Raw genomic sequence first — 15,282 nt, 5'->3', positions numbered from 1 at the left:
GGCGCGTCGGCAAAATTTGTTGCGCAAGCGTGCGACAACACCCCCTGCGCCATATTGATCGGAGTCAAATCCCGCCCGTGCCCTGTCGCGACTTGACTCCGGTCAAGCCGCCGCCATGCAGACGCCCCGAGCCGTTGCGCTCAGCGCCGCGGTACGCCCCGGCTGCGCACGCTGTCGCGCACGTCCACTTCCAGATCGATCTCCACCACTTCTTCCGTCCCTTGCGCCAGCGGCAGGCGCAAGCGCAGCCCTTCGCGGCAGGGCAGCCGCGCCACGTAGGCCGCCAACTCGGCGCGCGGCAGCCGGCAAGCCCAACCGCCCGCCTCGGCCTGCAGCGCCGGCTGCACGCCCTCTTCCAGCTGCAGCCGCTGACGCAGGGCCAGCCCGTCCGGCAGCCGGGTCAGGTTTTCCACCGTCTCGCCGGCCTGCAGACGCGCCAGCTCCGCCTCGCTGATGCGCAGGCGCACCAGCTGGCCCTGCAACTGCACCTTCATCGCCCGGACGCTGGTGCGTGTCGATGATCGTGATCGTGGTCATGCGCATGGCCACCGGCAGGCGCGGGGCTTTCGCACAGCGAGCAGCCTTCGCTCCAGACGCTGTCGCCGTCGACGTAGTGCTCCTGCTTCCAGATCGGGCTGGTGTGCTTCACCGCCTCCACGACCTGCCGGCAGGCGCGGAAGGCCTCGTCGCGATGGGGGGTGCCGGCGGCCACGACCATCGCCAGGTCGCCGATCCCCAGCCGCCCCTTGGCATGGCCGATGTAGAGCTTGAGCTTGCCGTCGAAGTCGCGCTCGGCCTTCGCGGCAATCTCGGCAAACCCGTTCAGCGCCAGCGGCACGAACATGTCATAGCTGATGCCGGTGACGTCGCGACCATGGTTGAGATCGCGCACGCGGCCGACGAACATCGTGATACCGCCGAAACCGGGGTCGGAGATGAACTCCAGCGCGGCGGCCGGGTCCAGCTTGCCCTCGGCGATCTCGACCACGGTGAGATGGTGGCGGTGCATGCTCAGCCCCCGCTGACCGGCGGCAGGATCGCCATGCCGACACCGGCCGGTACCGGTTGCGCATCGCGCAGTACCGAGGTGTCACTGGCGAAGGCGGAACGCGCCAGCAGCGCCGGGTTGAAGTTCGGCCAGTGCGCCCGGCCATGCGCCTCCAGCGCGGCGCGCAGGTCGGCCACGAGGGCGCCCTCGGCCAGCGCCAGCACTACCTGCGGCTCCGGCTGGCAGTCGCGGAAGGCCCCGAACAGCTTCACTTGCACATCCATCAGCCTTGTCCCTGCAGTTGCAGCCCGAGCAGATGCCCGGGCGGATACACATCGACCAGAGCGCCGTCTTCCAGGTCGCCGGCGGCGGCATCGATCACGATCCACGCATTGCTGTGCGCCAGCGGCGCGATCCGGAACGACTCCTGCCCCGGCAGCACCCGCGCCTGCAGCCGGCCGTCGCCATCCAGCGCCACGTGGCCCTTGAGGTGGAAGCGCAGCGCATGGCGCTTGCGGTAGCCACCCAGCAGCGGCAGCCGCAGCGGGCGCTCCGGCGCCAGCCCCAGCATCGCCCGCAGCGCCGGCTCGACGAAGAAGCGCAGCCCCACCGCGCTGGAGGCCGGGTTGCCCGGCAGCCCGAAGAACAGCGCACCGTTGGGCAGGGTGGCGAACAGCAGCGGCTTGCCGGGACGGATCGCCACCTTGTGGAAATGGAGGGTCGCGCCGAGCTTGCGCAGCGCACCCGGGATGAAGTCGTAGCGGCCCATCGACACCGCGCCGGTGCTCAGCACCAGCTCAGCGCCGGCCGAGCGCGCCTGCTCCATGGCGATGAAGAAGGCCTCGGCGTCGTCGCTGACGGTCTGCCGCAGCACCACTTCAGCACCCGCTTGTTCAATCCGTCGGGCCAGGTACGGGCCATTGCTGTTGCGGATCTCGCCGGAGCCCAGCGCCTGCGCGGGATCGTCCACCAGCTCGCGGCCGGTATTGAGCAGCGCCACCCGCGGGGTTGCATGCACGTCGACCAGCGGCACGCCCAGCGCCGCCAGCAGCATCAGCTGCGGGGCATCCAGACGGGTGCCGGCGGCGAGGAAGCGATCGCCCTTGCGCACGTCCTCGCCGTGCCGGCGCAGATGCTGGCCGGGCGGCACATCGGCTTGCAGGCGGATGCGAGCGGGCTTGCCGTCGCCATCGCGGGCCAGCACCTCGACCTGCTCGACCGCGATCACCGCATCCAGTCCATCCGGGATGCGCGCGCCGGTCATGATTTCCCAGGCCCCGCCCTGCGCTGCGGCCTGCGCATCGCCCGCCGCCTGCGCGCCCAGCACCTCGAGCTCGGCGCCCGCCGACGCGCTGGTCTCGCCAACAAACAGGGCGAAGCCATCCATCGCGGAATTGTCGAACGGCGGCAGGTCTTCGCCACTGTGCACCGGCTCGGCCAGCACCTGTCCCGGCACTGGCGTGCGCGCTACCACCGGCAGCGGCTTCGCCTCGCGCTGGATGAGCGCCAGCGCCTCGTCGTAGCCGATCACGGGTGCGGCCTGCCGTCGAGCATCGCCAGCGCGTGCGCCAGCAGCGGCTGCAGCATGTCCATGCACTGCTGCGCCGCGCGCGGGCTGCCCGGCAGCGCGAACACCAGCATGCCGTCCAGCTGCACCACTTCGGCGCGGCTGAGCCAGGCCAGCGGCGTGTGCTTGGCGCTCTCGCTGCGCAGCATTTCCGCCAGCCCTTCCACCGGGCGATCAGCGACCAGCCGCAGCGCTTCCGGGGTGACGTCGCGCGGGCCCAGGCCGGTGCCGCCGCTGCACAGGCACAGGCGCACGCCCCTGGCGGCCAGCGCGCGCAGGCGCTCGGCCAGCGGGTCGATGCCGTCGGGCAATACTTCGATGTGGCCGACGTCGGCACCAAGCCTGCGCAGGGCCTCCACCAGCACCGGGCCGGAGCGGTCTTCGTATTCACCGGAACTGGCGCGATCGCTGAGGGTGATGACCGCGCACGGCACGCCATCGAGGCGGGCCAGGTCGCGCGGCTGGTAGTGCGCGCGCTCGTCGTCGCTCATCCCGTCGGGATGCACCCACAGCCCCTTCTTGCCGCCTTCCTTGAACAGCAGGCGGATGCCGGAAATCGCCAGTGCCGGCTCGACCGGCTTGGTCAGATCGTAAAGCGTGAGCAGGGCCGCGTTGACGCCGGCCAGCGCTTCCATCTCGACGCCGGTGCGGGCCTCCAGCGCGCATTCGCAGTACACGCGAATGGCGTGGCGCTCCGGCACCGGCACGCAGCGCACGCGCACCAGTTCCAGCGAAATGGGGTGGCACAGCGGCATCAGCATGGAGGCCATCTTCGCCCCCTGCAGGCCGGCGATTTCCGCCATCACCAGCGCATCGCCCTTGGGCAGCCGGCGCTCGACCACGGTGGCGAACCCGTCCGGTCCGGGCAGGAATTCACCCACCGCCACCGCGCGGCGGCGGGTCGGTCGCTTGTTGCGGATGTCGGCCATGTAGAAGGCCGCGTCGCGTGGGGTCGTCATGGATTGTGTTTATCCGCCGATTGAGGCCAGGTGCGGGGTGATGCCGGTGTTGCCCTCGTGCAGGCCGTGGCCCGCGGCCTTCAGGCCCAGCTGGGTGGCGATGCGTGCCACCAGCGCGTCGTGGTCTTCATCCGACTGCAGCAGCGGCCGCAGCGGGATGCCGAAATCGCCGAACAGGCACAGCCGCAGGTCGCCGCGGGCGGTCACCCGCAGGCGGTTGCAGCCGGCGCAGAAATCCTTCGAATACGGGGCGATGATGCCGATCCGCCCGCGATAGTCCGGGTGCGCGTATTCGCGCGCCGGGCCAGCGTCAGCGGCGCGCGGGCGCAGCGTCCAGCCGGCATCGACCAGCTGCTGTTCCAGCGCCTCGGCGCGGTAGTGGTGGCGTTCGAAATAGGCCTGGTTGTCGCCGGTGCGCATCAGCTCGATGAAGCGGATCGACACGTCGCGGCCGCGCAGGAAGTCCATCCACGCCGGCAGCTCGTCGTCGTTCAAGCCGCGCAGCAGCACCGCGTTGAGCTTGACCGCATCGAAGCCGAGGGTCTGCGCGATCTCGATGCCTTCCATCACCTCGTCGAAACGGTCATGGCCGGTGATGGCGGCAAAGCGCGCCGATTGCAGGCTGTCGAGGCTGACGTTGAGCGCTGTCAGCCCGGCTTCGCGCCACAGCCGCACGTGCCGGGGCAGCAGGCAGCCATTGGTGGTCAGGGCGATCTTCTGCACGCCCGGCGTGGCCGAGACGGCGGCGATGATCGACGCCAGGTCCTTGCGCAGGCTGGGCTCGCCGCCGGTCAGGCGGATCTTGCGCATGCCCACCGCCGCGAAGCCGCGCACCAGCCGCCGGACTTCTTCCAGTGTCAGGAAGCCGGGCCGCCCGTCGGCCTGATAGCCATTCGGCAGGCAGTAGCTGCAACGATAGTTGCAGGCCTCGGTGAGCGAGAGCCGCAGATAGGGGAACGTGCGGCCGAAGCCGTCCACGAGGGTTGCCATGTTGTCGCTCCAGTCCAAACGCGGGAGGCCGGTCCGTTTCCGGATTCGACCCGGTGGCGGCGGCCTTCCGGCCGATGCCACGGCCCCTTTGCCGTATTCGCGAACGAACCCAGGCAAGGGGGCTTGGAGGTAGTACGGCGACAGCTTAGCCCCGGCGCAGGCTGCGCGCTTGACTGCGATCAATATTCGCGGGCGTCGGCGCCGCCACGGGCGCGAGGGCGTGTTAGCTTCGCGCCTCCCTACACAGCCCCTGCACCGCCATGAGCCTTGCCAGCTTTCAGGATCTCCTCGACGCCGCCCGCCAGCAGCCGGAACCGCAGCGCCTGCTGCTGGTGTTCGCCAAGGTCGAGTTGCCGCAGAACGCCACCGCCGAGCAGCGCGAACGCTTCGAGCGGCGCGAAGGCGGCACGCTCTCGCCCTGCCTGTGCGTGGACAAGACGCCGGAAGAGATCGCCAGCTTCGAGGCGCTGGCCGAGGAGTCCAAGGCCACCGGTCAGGATTGGGACCTGCTGTTCGTCGGTGGGCTGGCGGGTCGCGCCGGCATCGCCCCGAGCGCGGACGAAGCCGCGCAGCCGCTGCGCTTCATGGTGAACGCGATCAACGACGGCCGAGTGGCGCAGTTCGCAACCTTCGACCGCCGGGGCGAGGTGGTGCAGTTCGGTTGAGCCGGCTCAGCCGCCGACCAACGCGCGCACCATCTGCAGGCCGAGGAAGAACGCGATCAGCACGGTGTTGATCGCCCAGGCCACGGTCAGCGCCTGCGCCATCACGCCATAGCGCGGGTCTTTCGCATTCGGCGCCGCCTTCCAGACCGCGGCGACGATCCAGGCGGTATAGCCCAGCAGGAACACCAGCAGGCCGAGGGTGGCGCCCGGAAGCTGGTTGTGATCGACCAGCCAGGCCACGGCCAGCCACAGCAGGTTGCTGGGCAGGACGCCGTACAGCCAGAACACCTTCCACAGTGGGCTGCGTTCGGGCAGATGGATGGCATGCGAAGCGTGCATCGGAACTCCCCAGTGGTGGTGGTGTTGCCGCCAGAATAGCACCGTGTCCGGGCGTTCTGGGATGGCGTGTCGCTGTGCGACACTTGCCGGATGTTGATCGTCCTGTCCGCCGTCGTTCTGTACCTTGCAGCCGCCGTCTGGCTGGCGTTGGACGCCCGCCGCGGTCAGGGCAGCGGCGGGCGCGGCTGGTTGCTGCCGGCCGATGCCGCGGTGCTGCTGCACGGACTGGCCCATTACCTGGCCTGGCGCGACAGCGGCGCCACCGACCTGCACTTCTTCGCCGCGCTGTCGCTGGTGGGGCTGGGCATGGCCGCACTGACCGCACTGGTTGCCGCCACCGGGCGCATGCGCGCGCTGGGCGTGGTGGTGTTCCCGCTGGCCGCACTGGTGCTGCTGGCTTACCGCTTCTATGGCCACGCCGCGGCACCAGATCCGCTGGATTGGCGGATGCTGCTGCACGCCTGGCTGGCCCTGCTGGCCTACGCCACGTTGGCGCTGGCGGCGGTGCTGGCGGTGTTCCTGTGGGCACAGGAACGCGCCCTGCGCCGGCGTGAATTCCACGCCTGGCTGCGCGCGCTGCCGCCGCTGACCGAGCTGGAAACCCTGTTGTTCCGCACGATCGCCGTCGGCTTCGTGCTGCTGACCGCCACCCTGCTGACCGGGGTGCTGTTCGTGGAAAACCTGCTGGCCCAGCACCTGGTGCACAAGACCGTGCTCAGCGTGCTGTCGTGGCTGGCCTTCGGCGCACTGCTGCTGGGCCGCTGGCGGCGCGGCTGGCGCGGCGCCACCGCGGTGCGCTGGACGCTGGCGGCGATGGCGTTGCTGGTGCTGGCGTTCTTCGGCAGCAAGTTCGTGCTGGAACTGGTGTTGCACCGCACTGCCTGAGGCGACCCACCAGCGGGCCTGAGGTCATCGCCGCCACTCCAGCCGGTTTGCAGCACCGCCGAAAATTCCAGGTAACTCCATTCCTGACCACGTATCACCCTGCTCCGGCCGGGCGAAAACGTTTGCAGTGCCAATATTTGCATTGACAACTATTGCGCATCAAAACAAAATATTGCCCATGAACACCCCGCACCCCTCTGCCAGCGCCTGCAGTTCTTCGCTGGGCCTGCTGTTCCGCCAGCTGCGCGATGCCATGTGGGCGCGCATGGAACGCGAGCTCGCCTCGGCCGGGCATGCGCTGACCTTCAGCCAATATGTCACCTTGAAAAAGCTGGCCTGCGGCACCGCCAGCGTCACCGACCTGGCCCGCGCCGCCGACCTCAATCCCGGCGCGATGACCCGCCTGCTGGACCGCCTGGAAGCACGCGGGATCCTGACGCGGGTGGCCGATCCACGGGATCGCCGCGCCCTGCATATCGACCTGACGGATGCCGGCCGCGACATGTGGCGTGATGTCGACCAGTGCGGGGCACGCGTCCGCGAACGCGCCTTCCACGGCATGGACGACGCCACCCGCGCGCAACTGACCGCGCTGCTTGAACAAGCCCGCGACAACCTGCTTTCCCCGGACTGATCCCATGCGCCCATTTCCGATCCTCGCCACCGCCCTGGGCGGAGCCTTGCTGGTGGCCGGCTGTGCCAGTACCGCTGGTCTCGCCCCGCAGACAACCACGCGCCAGCCGGCAGACCTGCACGCTGAGCGCGCCCTCGCCGCCGCTGCGCTGCCGGCTGCCGCGTGGCCGACCGACCGCTGGTGGACAGCCTTTGGCGACCGCCAGCTGGACGCGCTGGTCGATGAAGCGCTTGCCGGAAGTCCCACGCTGGATGCCGCTGCGGCGCGTGTCCGCAAGGCCCAAGCGCAGGCCGGGCTGGCCGACGCCGCACGCAGGCCCAGCGTGGGCGCCAGCGCGCAATACGCGGCGGCCCAACTGCCCGCTGGCCTCGCCGGCGAAGAACTGGGTGGCCAGCCGCTGCACAACGCCGTGCTCATGCTGAAGTTCGACTGGCCGCTGGATGTCTGGGGCGGCAAGCGCGCCGACTATCTGGCCGCGCTGGGCCAGGCCCGCGCCAGCGAGGTCGATGCACAGGCGACCCGGCTGGCACTCGCGGCCAACGTCGCGCGCAGCTACACGGCGCTGGCGCAAGCCTTCGACGACCTTGAGCTGGCGCGTCGCGAACAGGTGCGCGCCGACGAGCTGGTCACGCTGGGGCGGCAGCGCATTGCCGCCGGACTCGACAACCAGTCCGCATTGCGCGGCAGCGAGGCCATCGCGGCGGCTGCCAAGGCCCAACAGGAAGCCGCACGGCAGCGCATCGCTGCCCTGCGCAACGCGCTGGCAGCCCTGGTGGGGCAAGGCCCGGATCGCGGGCTGGCGATCCAGCCCCCGCAACTGCTGAACACGCCCGCGCCGGCGCTGCCGTCGGTGCTGCCCAGCGAGCTGCTGGGCCATCGTCCGGATGTCGTCGCCGCCCGCTGGCGGGTGGAAGCCGCCGCGCAAGGCATCACCTCGGCCAAGGCGCGGTTCCGTCCCAGCATTGACCTGAGCGGGCTGGTGGGGCTTGCCGCCACCGGCTTCAGCGGCCTGTTCGACAGCGATGCCTTCCTCGGTTTCGGCGGGCCGGCGCTGAGCCTCCCGATCTTCGATGGCGGGCAGCTGCGCAGCAATCTGTCCGCACGAGATGCCGACTACGACCTCGCCGTGGCCGACTACAACCGCACCGTCATCGACGGCCTGCGCCAGGTGACCGACGCCGTGCAGGCCATCCGCGCGCTGGACGCCCAGGCGGCCGCGCTGGAACAGGCCCGCAGCGCCGCCGCTGCCACCGCGCAGGTGGTGGAGCAGCGCCAGCGCGCCGGACTGGCCAACCGGCTCGACCTGCTGGCGGCACGCAAGCCGCTGCTGCAGGCGGAGCAACAGCTGGCGGCCGTGCGCAGCCAGCGCTACGCGGCCGCCATCGACCTCGACCAGGCGCTTGGCGGTGGCACCACCGTCGAAGCACCCGCCCCCATCGCCTCCCACTGACGCGCGCCCATGACCACCGAAACCACGCCGAACACCTCCACCGGCCCGGCCGCCCCGCTGCCGCCGTCGCAGCCAACCCGCACGCCCGCGCAGGGCAAGCGCCGCCGCGCGCTGCTGGCGCTGCTGATCCTCGTGCTGGTCGCCACCGCCGCCTGGCTGGCCTACTACCTGCTGGTCGCCCGCTGGCACCAGGACACCGACGATGCCTATGTGCAGGGCAACATCGTCAGCGTCACCGCGCAGACGCCGGGCACGGTGGTGTCCATCAACGCGGACGACGGCATGCGGGTGAAGGCCGGCCAGGTGCTGGTGCAGCTGGATCCCAACGATGCACAGGTGGCATTGGCGCATGCCGAGGCCAACCTGGCCGCCACCGTGCGCCAGGTACGCGGCCTGTTCAGCAGCGTGGACAGCGCGCAGGCCGACATCGCCGCCCGTGAGGTGGCGCTGCAACAGGCCCGCGCCGACGTCGCGCGCCGCAGCGGGCTGGTCGCCAGCGGCGCGGTCTCCGCCGAGGAGCTGGCGCATGCGCAGGCGCAGCTGCAGGCCGCCGAAGCCGCACTTTCGGGCTCGCGCGGGCAGCTCTCGCGCAACCGCGCGCTGGTCGATGCCACCACCGTGGCCAGCCAGCCGCAGGTGCAGGCGGCCGCCGCGCAGCTGCGCCAGGCCTACCTGGACCTGCAGCGCGCCGCCATCGTGGCGCCGGTCGACGGCTTCATCGCCAAGCGCAGCGTGCAGCTGGGCCAGCGCGTGCAGCCCGGCGGCGCGCTGATGGCGGTGATTCCCCTGCACGACGTGTGGGTGGACGCCAACTTCAAGGAAACCCAGCTGCACAACATGCGCCTGGGCCAGCCGGTGAAACTCACCGCCGACCTCTACGGCAGTGACGTGGAATTCGACGGCAAGCTGGTCAGCCTGGGCCTGGGCACCGGCAGCGCGTTCGCCCTGCTGCCGGCGCAGAACGCCAGCGGCAACTGGATCAAGATCGTGCAGCGCATCCCGGTGCGCATCCAGCTGGATCCCAAGCAACTGCGCGACCACCCGCTGCGCCTCGGCATGAGCATGGCGGTGGATGTCGATGTCCACGACCAAGGCGGCGCGGTGCTGCCGGCCGCGCCGGCCGACAAGCCGGTGCTGACCACCAACGCCTACGCCCGCCAGCTGCACGATGCCGACGCGCTGATCGAACGCATCATCGCCGGCAACCTGCCGAAGGCCCGCGCCTCCTGACCCCTTCCGCAGGAGTTGCGCTGGCGGCGCTCCGTTTCCTCCCCTCCCCCCGGGCAACGGATCCCGCCACGCCGGCAGCCAGCGCGCTGCCGCTCCTGCACCTTTCCCGATAGCGATCCCCCATGGCCACGACCCTCGCCCAGGAAGAAGAATCGATGGGCCTGCCGCCCGGCCGCGAGGCCACGGCGAAGCCTTCCGATTTCCGCCCGCCGAACGTGGCGCTGACCACGCTGGGGCTGGCGCTGGCCAGCTTCATGCAGGTGCTGGACACCACGATCGCGAACGTCTCGTTGCCGGCCATCTCCGGCAACCTCGGCGGCAGCGCCAACCAGGCCACGTGGGTGATCACTTCGTTCGCGGTCAGCACCGCCATCGCCTTGCCACTGACCGGCTGGCTGACCCGCAAGTTCGGCGAGCGCAAGCTGTTCATGTGGTCGACGCTGGCGTTCGTGTTCGCCTCGTTCCTGTGCGGCATCGCCCACAGCATGGGCCTGCTGGTGGTCGCCCGCGCCCTGCAGGGTTTCGTGGCCGGGCCGATGTATCCGGTGACGCAGGCGCTGCTGCTGTCGATCTACCCACCCGCCAAGCGCGGCCAGGCGATCGCGCTGCTGGCGATGGTGACGGTGGTGGCGCCCATCGCCGGGCCGATCCTGGGCGGCTGGATCACCGACAACTACAGCTGGGAATGGATTTTCTTCATCAACATCCCAATCGGCATTTTCGCCAGCACGGTGGTCGGGCGGCAGCTGAAGGGCCGGCCGGAACGGCTGGAAAAGCCGAAGATGGACTACATCGGCCTGGCCACGCTGGTGGTGGGCGTGGGCGCGCTGCAGGTGCTGCTGGACCTGGGCAACGACGAGGACTGGTTTTCTTCGCCCACCATCGTGGCGCTGGCGATCACCTCGGCCATCGCGCTGGCGGTGTTCGTGATCTGGGAGCTGACCGACAGTGACCCCATCGTCAACCTGCGCCTGTTCCGCCACCGCAATTTCCGTTCCGGCACCATCGCCATGACCGTGGCCTACGGCGCGTTCTTCAGCGTCGGCATCCTGGTGCCGCTGTGGCTGCAGCGCAACCTGGGTTACACCGCCATCTGGGCGGGGTTCGCCACCGCGCCGATCGGCATCCTGCCGGTGCTGCTGACGCCGCTGGTGGGCAAGTACGCCAACCGCTTCGACCTGCGCATCCTCGCCAGCTTCGCCTTCATCGCGATGTCGCTGACCAGCTTCGCGCGCTCGCACTTCAACCTCGACGTGGACTTCCAGCACGTGGCGCTGGTGCAGCTGTTCCAGGGCCTGGGCGTGGCGCTGTTCTTCATGCCGGTGCTGCAGATCCTGCTGTCCGACCTGGAGCCGCACGAGATCGCCGCGGGCTCCGGCCTTGCCACCTTCGTGCGCACCCTGGGCGGCAGCTTCGCCGCCTCGCTCACCACCTATGCCTGGAGCGAACGCGGCGCGGTGCACCATGCGCACATGACCGAGCGCGTCTCCACGCTCGATCCCACGGCGATGGAGGCGGTGACGCAGTACGGCGGCGGCGATCTCCAGCGCGGTGCGGCGGTGCTGGAACGGATGATTTCCAACCAGGCCGCGCAGTTGGGCTTCAACGAGATCTTCCACCTGCTGGGGATCATCTTCCTGGCGGTGATCCTGTTCGTGTGGTTGGCCAAGCCGCCGTTCGGGGCCAAGACCGGCGGCGCGCCCGCCGGTGGCGGCCACTGAGCATCCAGCCCCGGCCGCCTGTTTACCCGGCTACTTCCAGCGCATCCGCCAGCCGTTCCACCGCCACCACCTGCATGCCCTTGTAGTTGCCCGACTTGGGCGCATTCGCCTTGGGGACGATGGCACGCTTGAAACCGTGGGTCGCCGCTTCCTTCAGCCGCTCCTCGCCATTGGGTACCGGCCGGATTTCGCCGCTCAGGCCTACTTCGCCGAAGGCAATCGTCTTGTCGGCCAGCGGCGCATCGCGCAGCGAGGACAGCACCGCCAGCAGCACCGGCAGGTCGGCCGCGGTTTCCTGCACGCGGATGCCGCCGACCACGTTCACGAACACGTCCTGGTCGCCCACCATCACCCCGCCGTGGCGGTGCAGCACCGCCAGCAGCATGGCCAGCCGGTTGCCCTCGAGCCCCACCACGACGCGGCGGGGATTGGACAGTGGCGACGCATCCACCAGCGCCTGCACCTCCACCAGCAGCGGCCGCGTGCCCTCGCGCGTGACCATCACGCAGCTGCCAGGCTGCGGCGCGCCGGTGCCGGACAGGAAGATCGCGGAGGGATTGGAGACTTCGCGCAGGCCGCCGTCGGACATCGCGAACACGCCCAGCTCGTTGACTGCGCCAAAGCGGTTCTTGAACGCGCGCAGCACCCGGAAGCGGCTGCCGGAATCGCCCTCGAAATACAGCACCGCATCCACCATGTGCTCCAGCACGCGCGGACCGGCGATGCCGCCCTCCTTGGTGACGTGCCCGACCAGGAACACCGCGGTCCCGGTTTCCTTGGCATAGCGCACCAGCCGGGCGGCCGACTCGCGCACCTGCGACACCGACCCGGGCGCGGCGGTCAGGGTGTCCGTCCACAGGGTCTGGATGGAGTCGGCGATCAGCAAGCGCGGCTTGGCGGCAATGGCGTGTTCGAGAATGCGCTCCACGCAGGTTTCCGCCAGCGCCTTCAGGCCTTCCAGCGGCAGCCCCAACCGTTGCGCGCGCCCGGCCACCTGCGCCAGCGATTCCTCGCCGGTCACATACAGGCCGGGCCAGGTAGGCGCCATCTGCGCCAACGCCTGCAGCAGCAGGGTGGACTTGCCGATGCCGGGATCGCCGCCCACCAGCACCACCGCGCCCTCGGCCAGCCCGCCGCCCAGCACCCGGTCGAATTCGCCGATGCCGGTCGAGGCGCGCGCGCGCGCGTCCAGCTGCACGTCCGCCAGCGCCATGATCTTCGGCGCGTCCACCTTACCGGCCCAGCCGCTGCGGCGCGACGCCGGCGATTTGGCCTGCGCCGTGGTTTCCAGGGCGATCTCGACCAGCGTGTTCCACGCCCCGCAGGCCTCGCACTGGCCCTGCCACTTGGCGTAATCGGCGCCGCATTCGGCACAGACATAGGCGCTGCGGCGCTTGGTGGTGGAAGGGCTTGCGGCGGGCTTGGACATCGGCGGCTCGGCAATCGGGATGCCGCCACTTTAGCGGGCGCGGGTCGCACCGGCCGCGACGCGCTCGTTCGCGATTCAAATCCGGGCTTGCGGGAAGCCACTCAACTTCCCCGCCACCCGGCCGCTAACGTCAGTGGGCTCCCCCACCCCGTGACGCCAATGATCATCACCGGCTCCAACCTGCAACTCACCGGCAGCCATGCCTCGCTGGAGTACCAGCGCCGCCATGAGTCCCTCAATGCTTGGCGTGACGGGCCGAATGGCCGCACGCAGGTCCAGCTGGAATCCACCAGCGAGTCGCTGCGCCTGCAGGCCGGCACCACCCGCCTGACCCTGAGCCAGGAGGCGCTGCGCCCGCCGATAGGGCCACCGATGGGCCTGCCGCAGTCGCCGCCGGTCGCGGTGGATGCCGCCGCGGCCGCCAGCGAGGTGGATGCCGACGCGGAAGACATCGGCGAGCTCAAGGTCACCCTGCTGCGCCTGCTAGTGGAGCAGCTCACCGGGCGCAAGGTCGAGGTGGTGGACGTCGGCGAACTGGGCACTGCGGGCGCCGACACGGCGCCGCCGCAGGCGCTGACCGACGCCGCCGCGCGTCAGGGCGCAACCCAGCAAGCCGCCGTCGGCAACGGCCGCGCCGGCTGGGGCGCGACCTACTCGCTGGAGGAAGTCCACTACGAAAGCGAGGCCAGCCAATTCACCGCGCAGGGGGTCGTGCGCACCGCCGACGGCAAGGAAATCCGGCTGGCGCTGGAGTTGAACATGAGCCGCGAGTTCCTCAGCCACACCAGCCTGTCGGTGCGCGCCGGCGACGCGCTGAAGGACCCGCTGGTGATCAACTTCAACGGCACCGCCGCGCAACTGGCCCAGACCACGTTCAAGTTCGACCTGGATGTCGATGGCACCGCCGACGCCATGCGCTTCGTCGCCCCCGGCAGCGGCTTCATCGCGCTGGACCACAACGGCGATGGCCGGATCAACGACGGCCGCGAACTGTTCGGCGCCCAGAGCAGCGACGGCTTCGCCGACCTGGCGCAGCACGACGGCGACGGCAACGGCTGGATCGACCAGAACGATGCGGTGTTCGACCGGCTGCTGGTCTGGACCCGCGGCGGCGACGGAAAGGACAGCCTGCAGGGCCTGCTGCGGCACGGCGTCGGTGCGATCTACCTGGGCAACGCGGACACCCCGTTCGCACTCAAGGACGGCGCCAACGCGCTGGAGGGCGCGGTACGGGCCAGCGGCCTGTACCTGCGCGAGGACGGCGGCGCCGGCACGCTGCAGCAGATCGACCTGATGGTGTAGCCGCGACGTTCCGGAAGCCCACGAACAAAAAAGCCGCCCCGAAGGGCGGCTTTTTTGTTGCTGCTGGTGCCGGAGATAGGAATCGAACCTACGACCCCATCATTACGAATGACGTGCTCTACCAACTGAGCTACTCCGGCGTGGCCGGCGATTGTAGCGGCTGCCGGGTCACGGCGCCAGCTGGCGCAGTTCCTTGGGCAGCGCGAACACCATGCTTTCCGGTTCGCCGCGCAGCTCGCGCACGTCGCCGGCGCCCAGCGCATGCAGGCGCGCCAGCACGCCCTGCACCAGCACTTCCGGGGCGGAGGCGCCAGCGGTCACGCCGATGCGCTTGTGGCCGCTGACCCAGGCCGGGTCGATCTGGTCGGCATTGTCGATCAGCCACGACGCCGCACCTTCGCGCTGGGCCAGCTCGCGCAGGCGGTTGGAATTGGAGCTGTTGGGCGAGCCGACCACCAGCACCGCGTCGCAGCCGCCGCGCACCAGGTCGCGCACCGCGTCCTGGCGGTTCTGGGTGGCGTAGCAGATGTCGTCGTGCTTCGGTCCCTGGATGTTCGGGAGGCGGGCCCGGAGCGCGGCGATGATGTCGCGGGTGTCGTCCACGCTCAGGGTGGTCTGGGTGGTGTAGGCGCAGTTGTCGGGCTGCCTGAGCTCCAGCGCGGCCACATCGTCGATGTCCTCGACCAGGTGGATCTGGCCCGCCTCACCGTCTTCGCGCCACTGGCCCATCGTGCCTTCGACCTCGGGATGCCCGGCATGGCCGATCAGGACCATGTCGCGGCCGCGCCGGCTGGTGCGGCTGACTTCCAGATGCACCTTGGTCACCAGCGGGCAGGTGGCGTCGAACACCTTCAGCCCGCGCCGCTCGGCCTCCGTGCGCACCGCCTGCGACACGCCATGGGCGCTGAAGATGACGGTGGCGCCATCCGGCACCTCGTCCAGCTCCTCGACGAAGATAGCGCCGCGCGCCTTCAGGTCATCGACCACGAACTTGTTGTGGACCACTTCATGGCGCACGTAGATCGGCGCGCCGAACACTTCCAGCGTGCGCTTGACGATCTCGATGGCGCGGTCGACGCCGGCGCAGAAGCCGCGCGGGTTGGCAAGCAGGACATCCATGCGC

Annotated in this window: 16 protein-coding genes, 1 tRNA gene and 1 riboswitch; of the genes, 7 read left to right on the top strand and 10 right to left on the bottom strand. The window is 70.0% G+C overall.

The window, feature by feature from the left end:
• Window positions 1–140: 140 nt before the first annotated feature.
• From G582_RS0110225 to moaA, 6 genes are all read right to left on the bottom strand, one after another.
• Window positions 141–494: a hypothetical protein gene (locus tag G582_RS0110225; RefSeq protein WP_028839757.1), complete on the bottom strand. Its 354-nt coding sequence runs from the start codon at window positions 492–494 to the stop codon at window positions 141–143.
• Window positions 491–1,009, bottom strand: coding sequence for a molybdenum cofactor biosynthesis protein MoaE (locus G582_RS0110220; RefSeq protein ID WP_028839756.1), 519 nt, complete (start codon window positions 1,007–1,009; stop codon window positions 491–493). The genes G582_RS0110225 and G582_RS0110220 overlap by 4 nt, the downstream gene beginning before the upstream one ends.
• Before the next feature lie 2 nt (window positions 1,010–1,011).
• Window positions 1,012–1,272: a MoaD/ThiS family protein gene (locus G582_RS0110215; RefSeq protein ID WP_028839755.1), complete on the bottom strand. Its 261-nt coding sequence runs from the start codon at window positions 1,270–1,272 to the stop codon at window positions 1,012–1,014.
• Window positions 1,272–2,519 carry a molybdopterin molybdotransferase MoeA gene (locus G582_RS0110210; RefSeq protein WP_028839754.1) on the bottom strand — a complete coding sequence of 416 codons (1,248 nt, stop codon included), beginning with the start codon at window positions 2,517–2,519 and terminating at the stop codon, window positions 1,272–1,274. The genes G582_RS0110215 and G582_RS0110210 overlap by 1 nt, the downstream gene beginning before the upstream one ends.
• On the bottom strand, window positions 2,516–3,514 hold the full coding sequence (gene moaCB, locus G582_RS0110205) for a bifunctional molybdenum cofactor biosynthesis protein MoaC/MoaB (protein ID WP_028839753.1): 999 nt from the start codon (window positions 3,512–3,514) through the stop codon (window positions 2,516–2,518). Before moaCB ends, G582_RS0110210 begins: the two co-directional genes overlap by 4 nt.
• A 9-nt stretch (window positions 3,515–3,523) precedes the next feature.
• Complete coding sequence (gene moaA, locus G582_RS0110200) at window positions 3,524–4,504, bottom strand: GTP 3',8-cyclase MoaA (RefSeq protein ID WP_028839752.1); 981 nt, start codon at window positions 4,502–4,504, stop codon at window positions 3,524–3,526.
• Window positions 4,495–4,644: riboswitch (molybdenum cofactor riboswitch) on the bottom strand. Its footprint overlaps the gene before it by 10 nt.
• A 120-nt stretch (window positions 4,645–4,764) precedes the next feature.
• Between moaA and G582_RS0110195 the strand changes: the two genes are divergently transcribed.
• Window positions 4,765–5,169 (top strand): hypothetical protein, encoded by a 405-nt coding sequence (locus tag G582_RS0110195; RefSeq protein ID WP_028839751.1) that lies wholly within the window; start codon window positions 4,765–4,767, stop codon window positions 5,167–5,169.
• A 6-nt stretch (window positions 5,170–5,175) separates the two neighbouring features.
• On the opposite strand, the gene G582_RS0110190 is transcribed toward G582_RS0110195, so the two are convergent.
• Window positions 5,176–5,508, bottom strand: coding sequence for a hypothetical protein (locus G582_RS0110190; RefSeq protein WP_028839750.1), 333 nt, complete (start codon window positions 5,506–5,508; stop codon window positions 5,176–5,178).
• A 90-nt stretch (window positions 5,509–5,598) separates the two neighbouring features.
• Here G582_RS0110190 and G582_RS0110185 point away from each other — a divergent pair, with 90 nt between their 5' ends.
• The 5 genes from G582_RS0110185 to G582_RS0110165 all read left to right on the top strand — a co-directional run bounded on the left by G582_RS0110185 (window position 5,599) and on the right by G582_RS0110165 (window position 11,428).
• Window positions 5,599–6,393: a cytochrome C assembly family protein gene (locus G582_RS0110185; RefSeq protein WP_028839749.1), complete on the top strand. Its 795-nt coding sequence runs from the start codon at window positions 5,599–5,601 to the stop codon at window positions 6,391–6,393.
• A gap of 178 nt (window positions 6,394–6,571) precedes the next feature.
• Window positions 6,572–7,027 carry a MarR family winged helix-turn-helix transcriptional regulator gene (locus G582_RS0110180; RefSeq protein ID WP_028839748.1) on the top strand — a complete coding sequence of 152 codons (456 nt, stop codon included), beginning with the start codon at window positions 6,572–6,574 and terminating at the stop codon, window positions 7,025–7,027.
• 4 nt (window positions 7,028–7,031) lie between these two features.
• On the top strand, window positions 7,032–8,477 hold the full coding sequence (locus G582_RS0110175; RefSeq protein ID WP_028839747.1) for an efflux transporter outer membrane subunit: 1,446 nt from the start codon (window positions 7,032–7,034) through the stop codon (window positions 8,475–8,477).
• 9 nt (window positions 8,478–8,486) lie between these two features.
• On the top strand, window positions 8,487–9,707 hold the full coding sequence (locus G582_RS0110170) for an HlyD/EmrA/EmrK family protein (RefSeq protein WP_028839746.1): 1,221 nt from the start codon (window positions 8,487–8,489) through the stop codon (window positions 9,705–9,707).
• 155 nt (window positions 9,708–9,862) lie between these two features.
• Window positions 9,863–11,428 carry a DHA2 family efflux MFS transporter permease subunit gene (locus G582_RS0110165; RefSeq protein WP_038053738.1) on the top strand — a complete coding sequence of 522 codons (1,566 nt, stop codon included), beginning with the start codon at window positions 9,863–9,865 and terminating at the stop codon, window positions 11,426–11,428.
• 22 nt (window positions 11,429–11,450) lie between these two features.
• Here the strand turns inward: G582_RS0110165 and radA are convergent, their stop codons facing one another.
• The gene (radA, locus tag G582_RS0110160; protein ID WP_028839744.1) at window positions 11,451–12,857 is read right to left on the bottom strand and encodes a DNA repair protein RadA; all 1,407 of its coding nucleotides are present in this window, start codon (window positions 12,855–12,857) and stop codon (window positions 11,451–11,453) included.
• A gap of 150 nt (window positions 12,858–13,007) precedes the next feature.
• Here radA and G582_RS0110155 point away from each other — a divergent pair, with 150 nt between their 5' ends.
• A complete protein-coding gene (locus tag G582_RS0110155) occupies window positions 13,008–14,159 on the top strand; it encodes a hypothetical protein (RefSeq protein ID WP_156880425.1) in 1,152 nt (383 codons plus the stop codon).
• Between the two features lie 64 nt (window positions 14,160–14,223).
• On the opposite strand, the gene G582_RS0110150 is transcribed toward G582_RS0110155, so the two are convergent.
• Window positions 14,224–14,299 (bottom strand) — tRNA-Thr (locus G582_RS0110150).
• A gap of 28 nt (window positions 14,300–14,327) precedes the next feature.
• On the bottom strand, window positions 14,328–15,278 hold the full coding sequence (gene ispH / locus G582_RS0110145; protein WP_028839742.1) for a 4-hydroxy-3-methylbut-2-enyl diphosphate reductase: 951 nt from the start codon (window positions 15,276–15,278) through the stop codon (window positions 14,328–14,330).
• Between the last annotated feature and the right edge of the window lie 4 nt (window positions 15,279–15,282).

This window comes from Thermomonas fusca DSM 15424, from assembly GCF_000423885.1.
In the GTDB taxonomy this organism is placed as follows: Bacteria; Pseudomonadota; Gammaproteobacteria; order Xanthomonadales; family Xanthomonadaceae; genus Thermomonas; species Thermomonas fusca.
The sequence above is the reverse complement of the archived record's forward strand: the minus strand, read 5'-3'. Positions and strand labels throughout refer to the sequence as shown.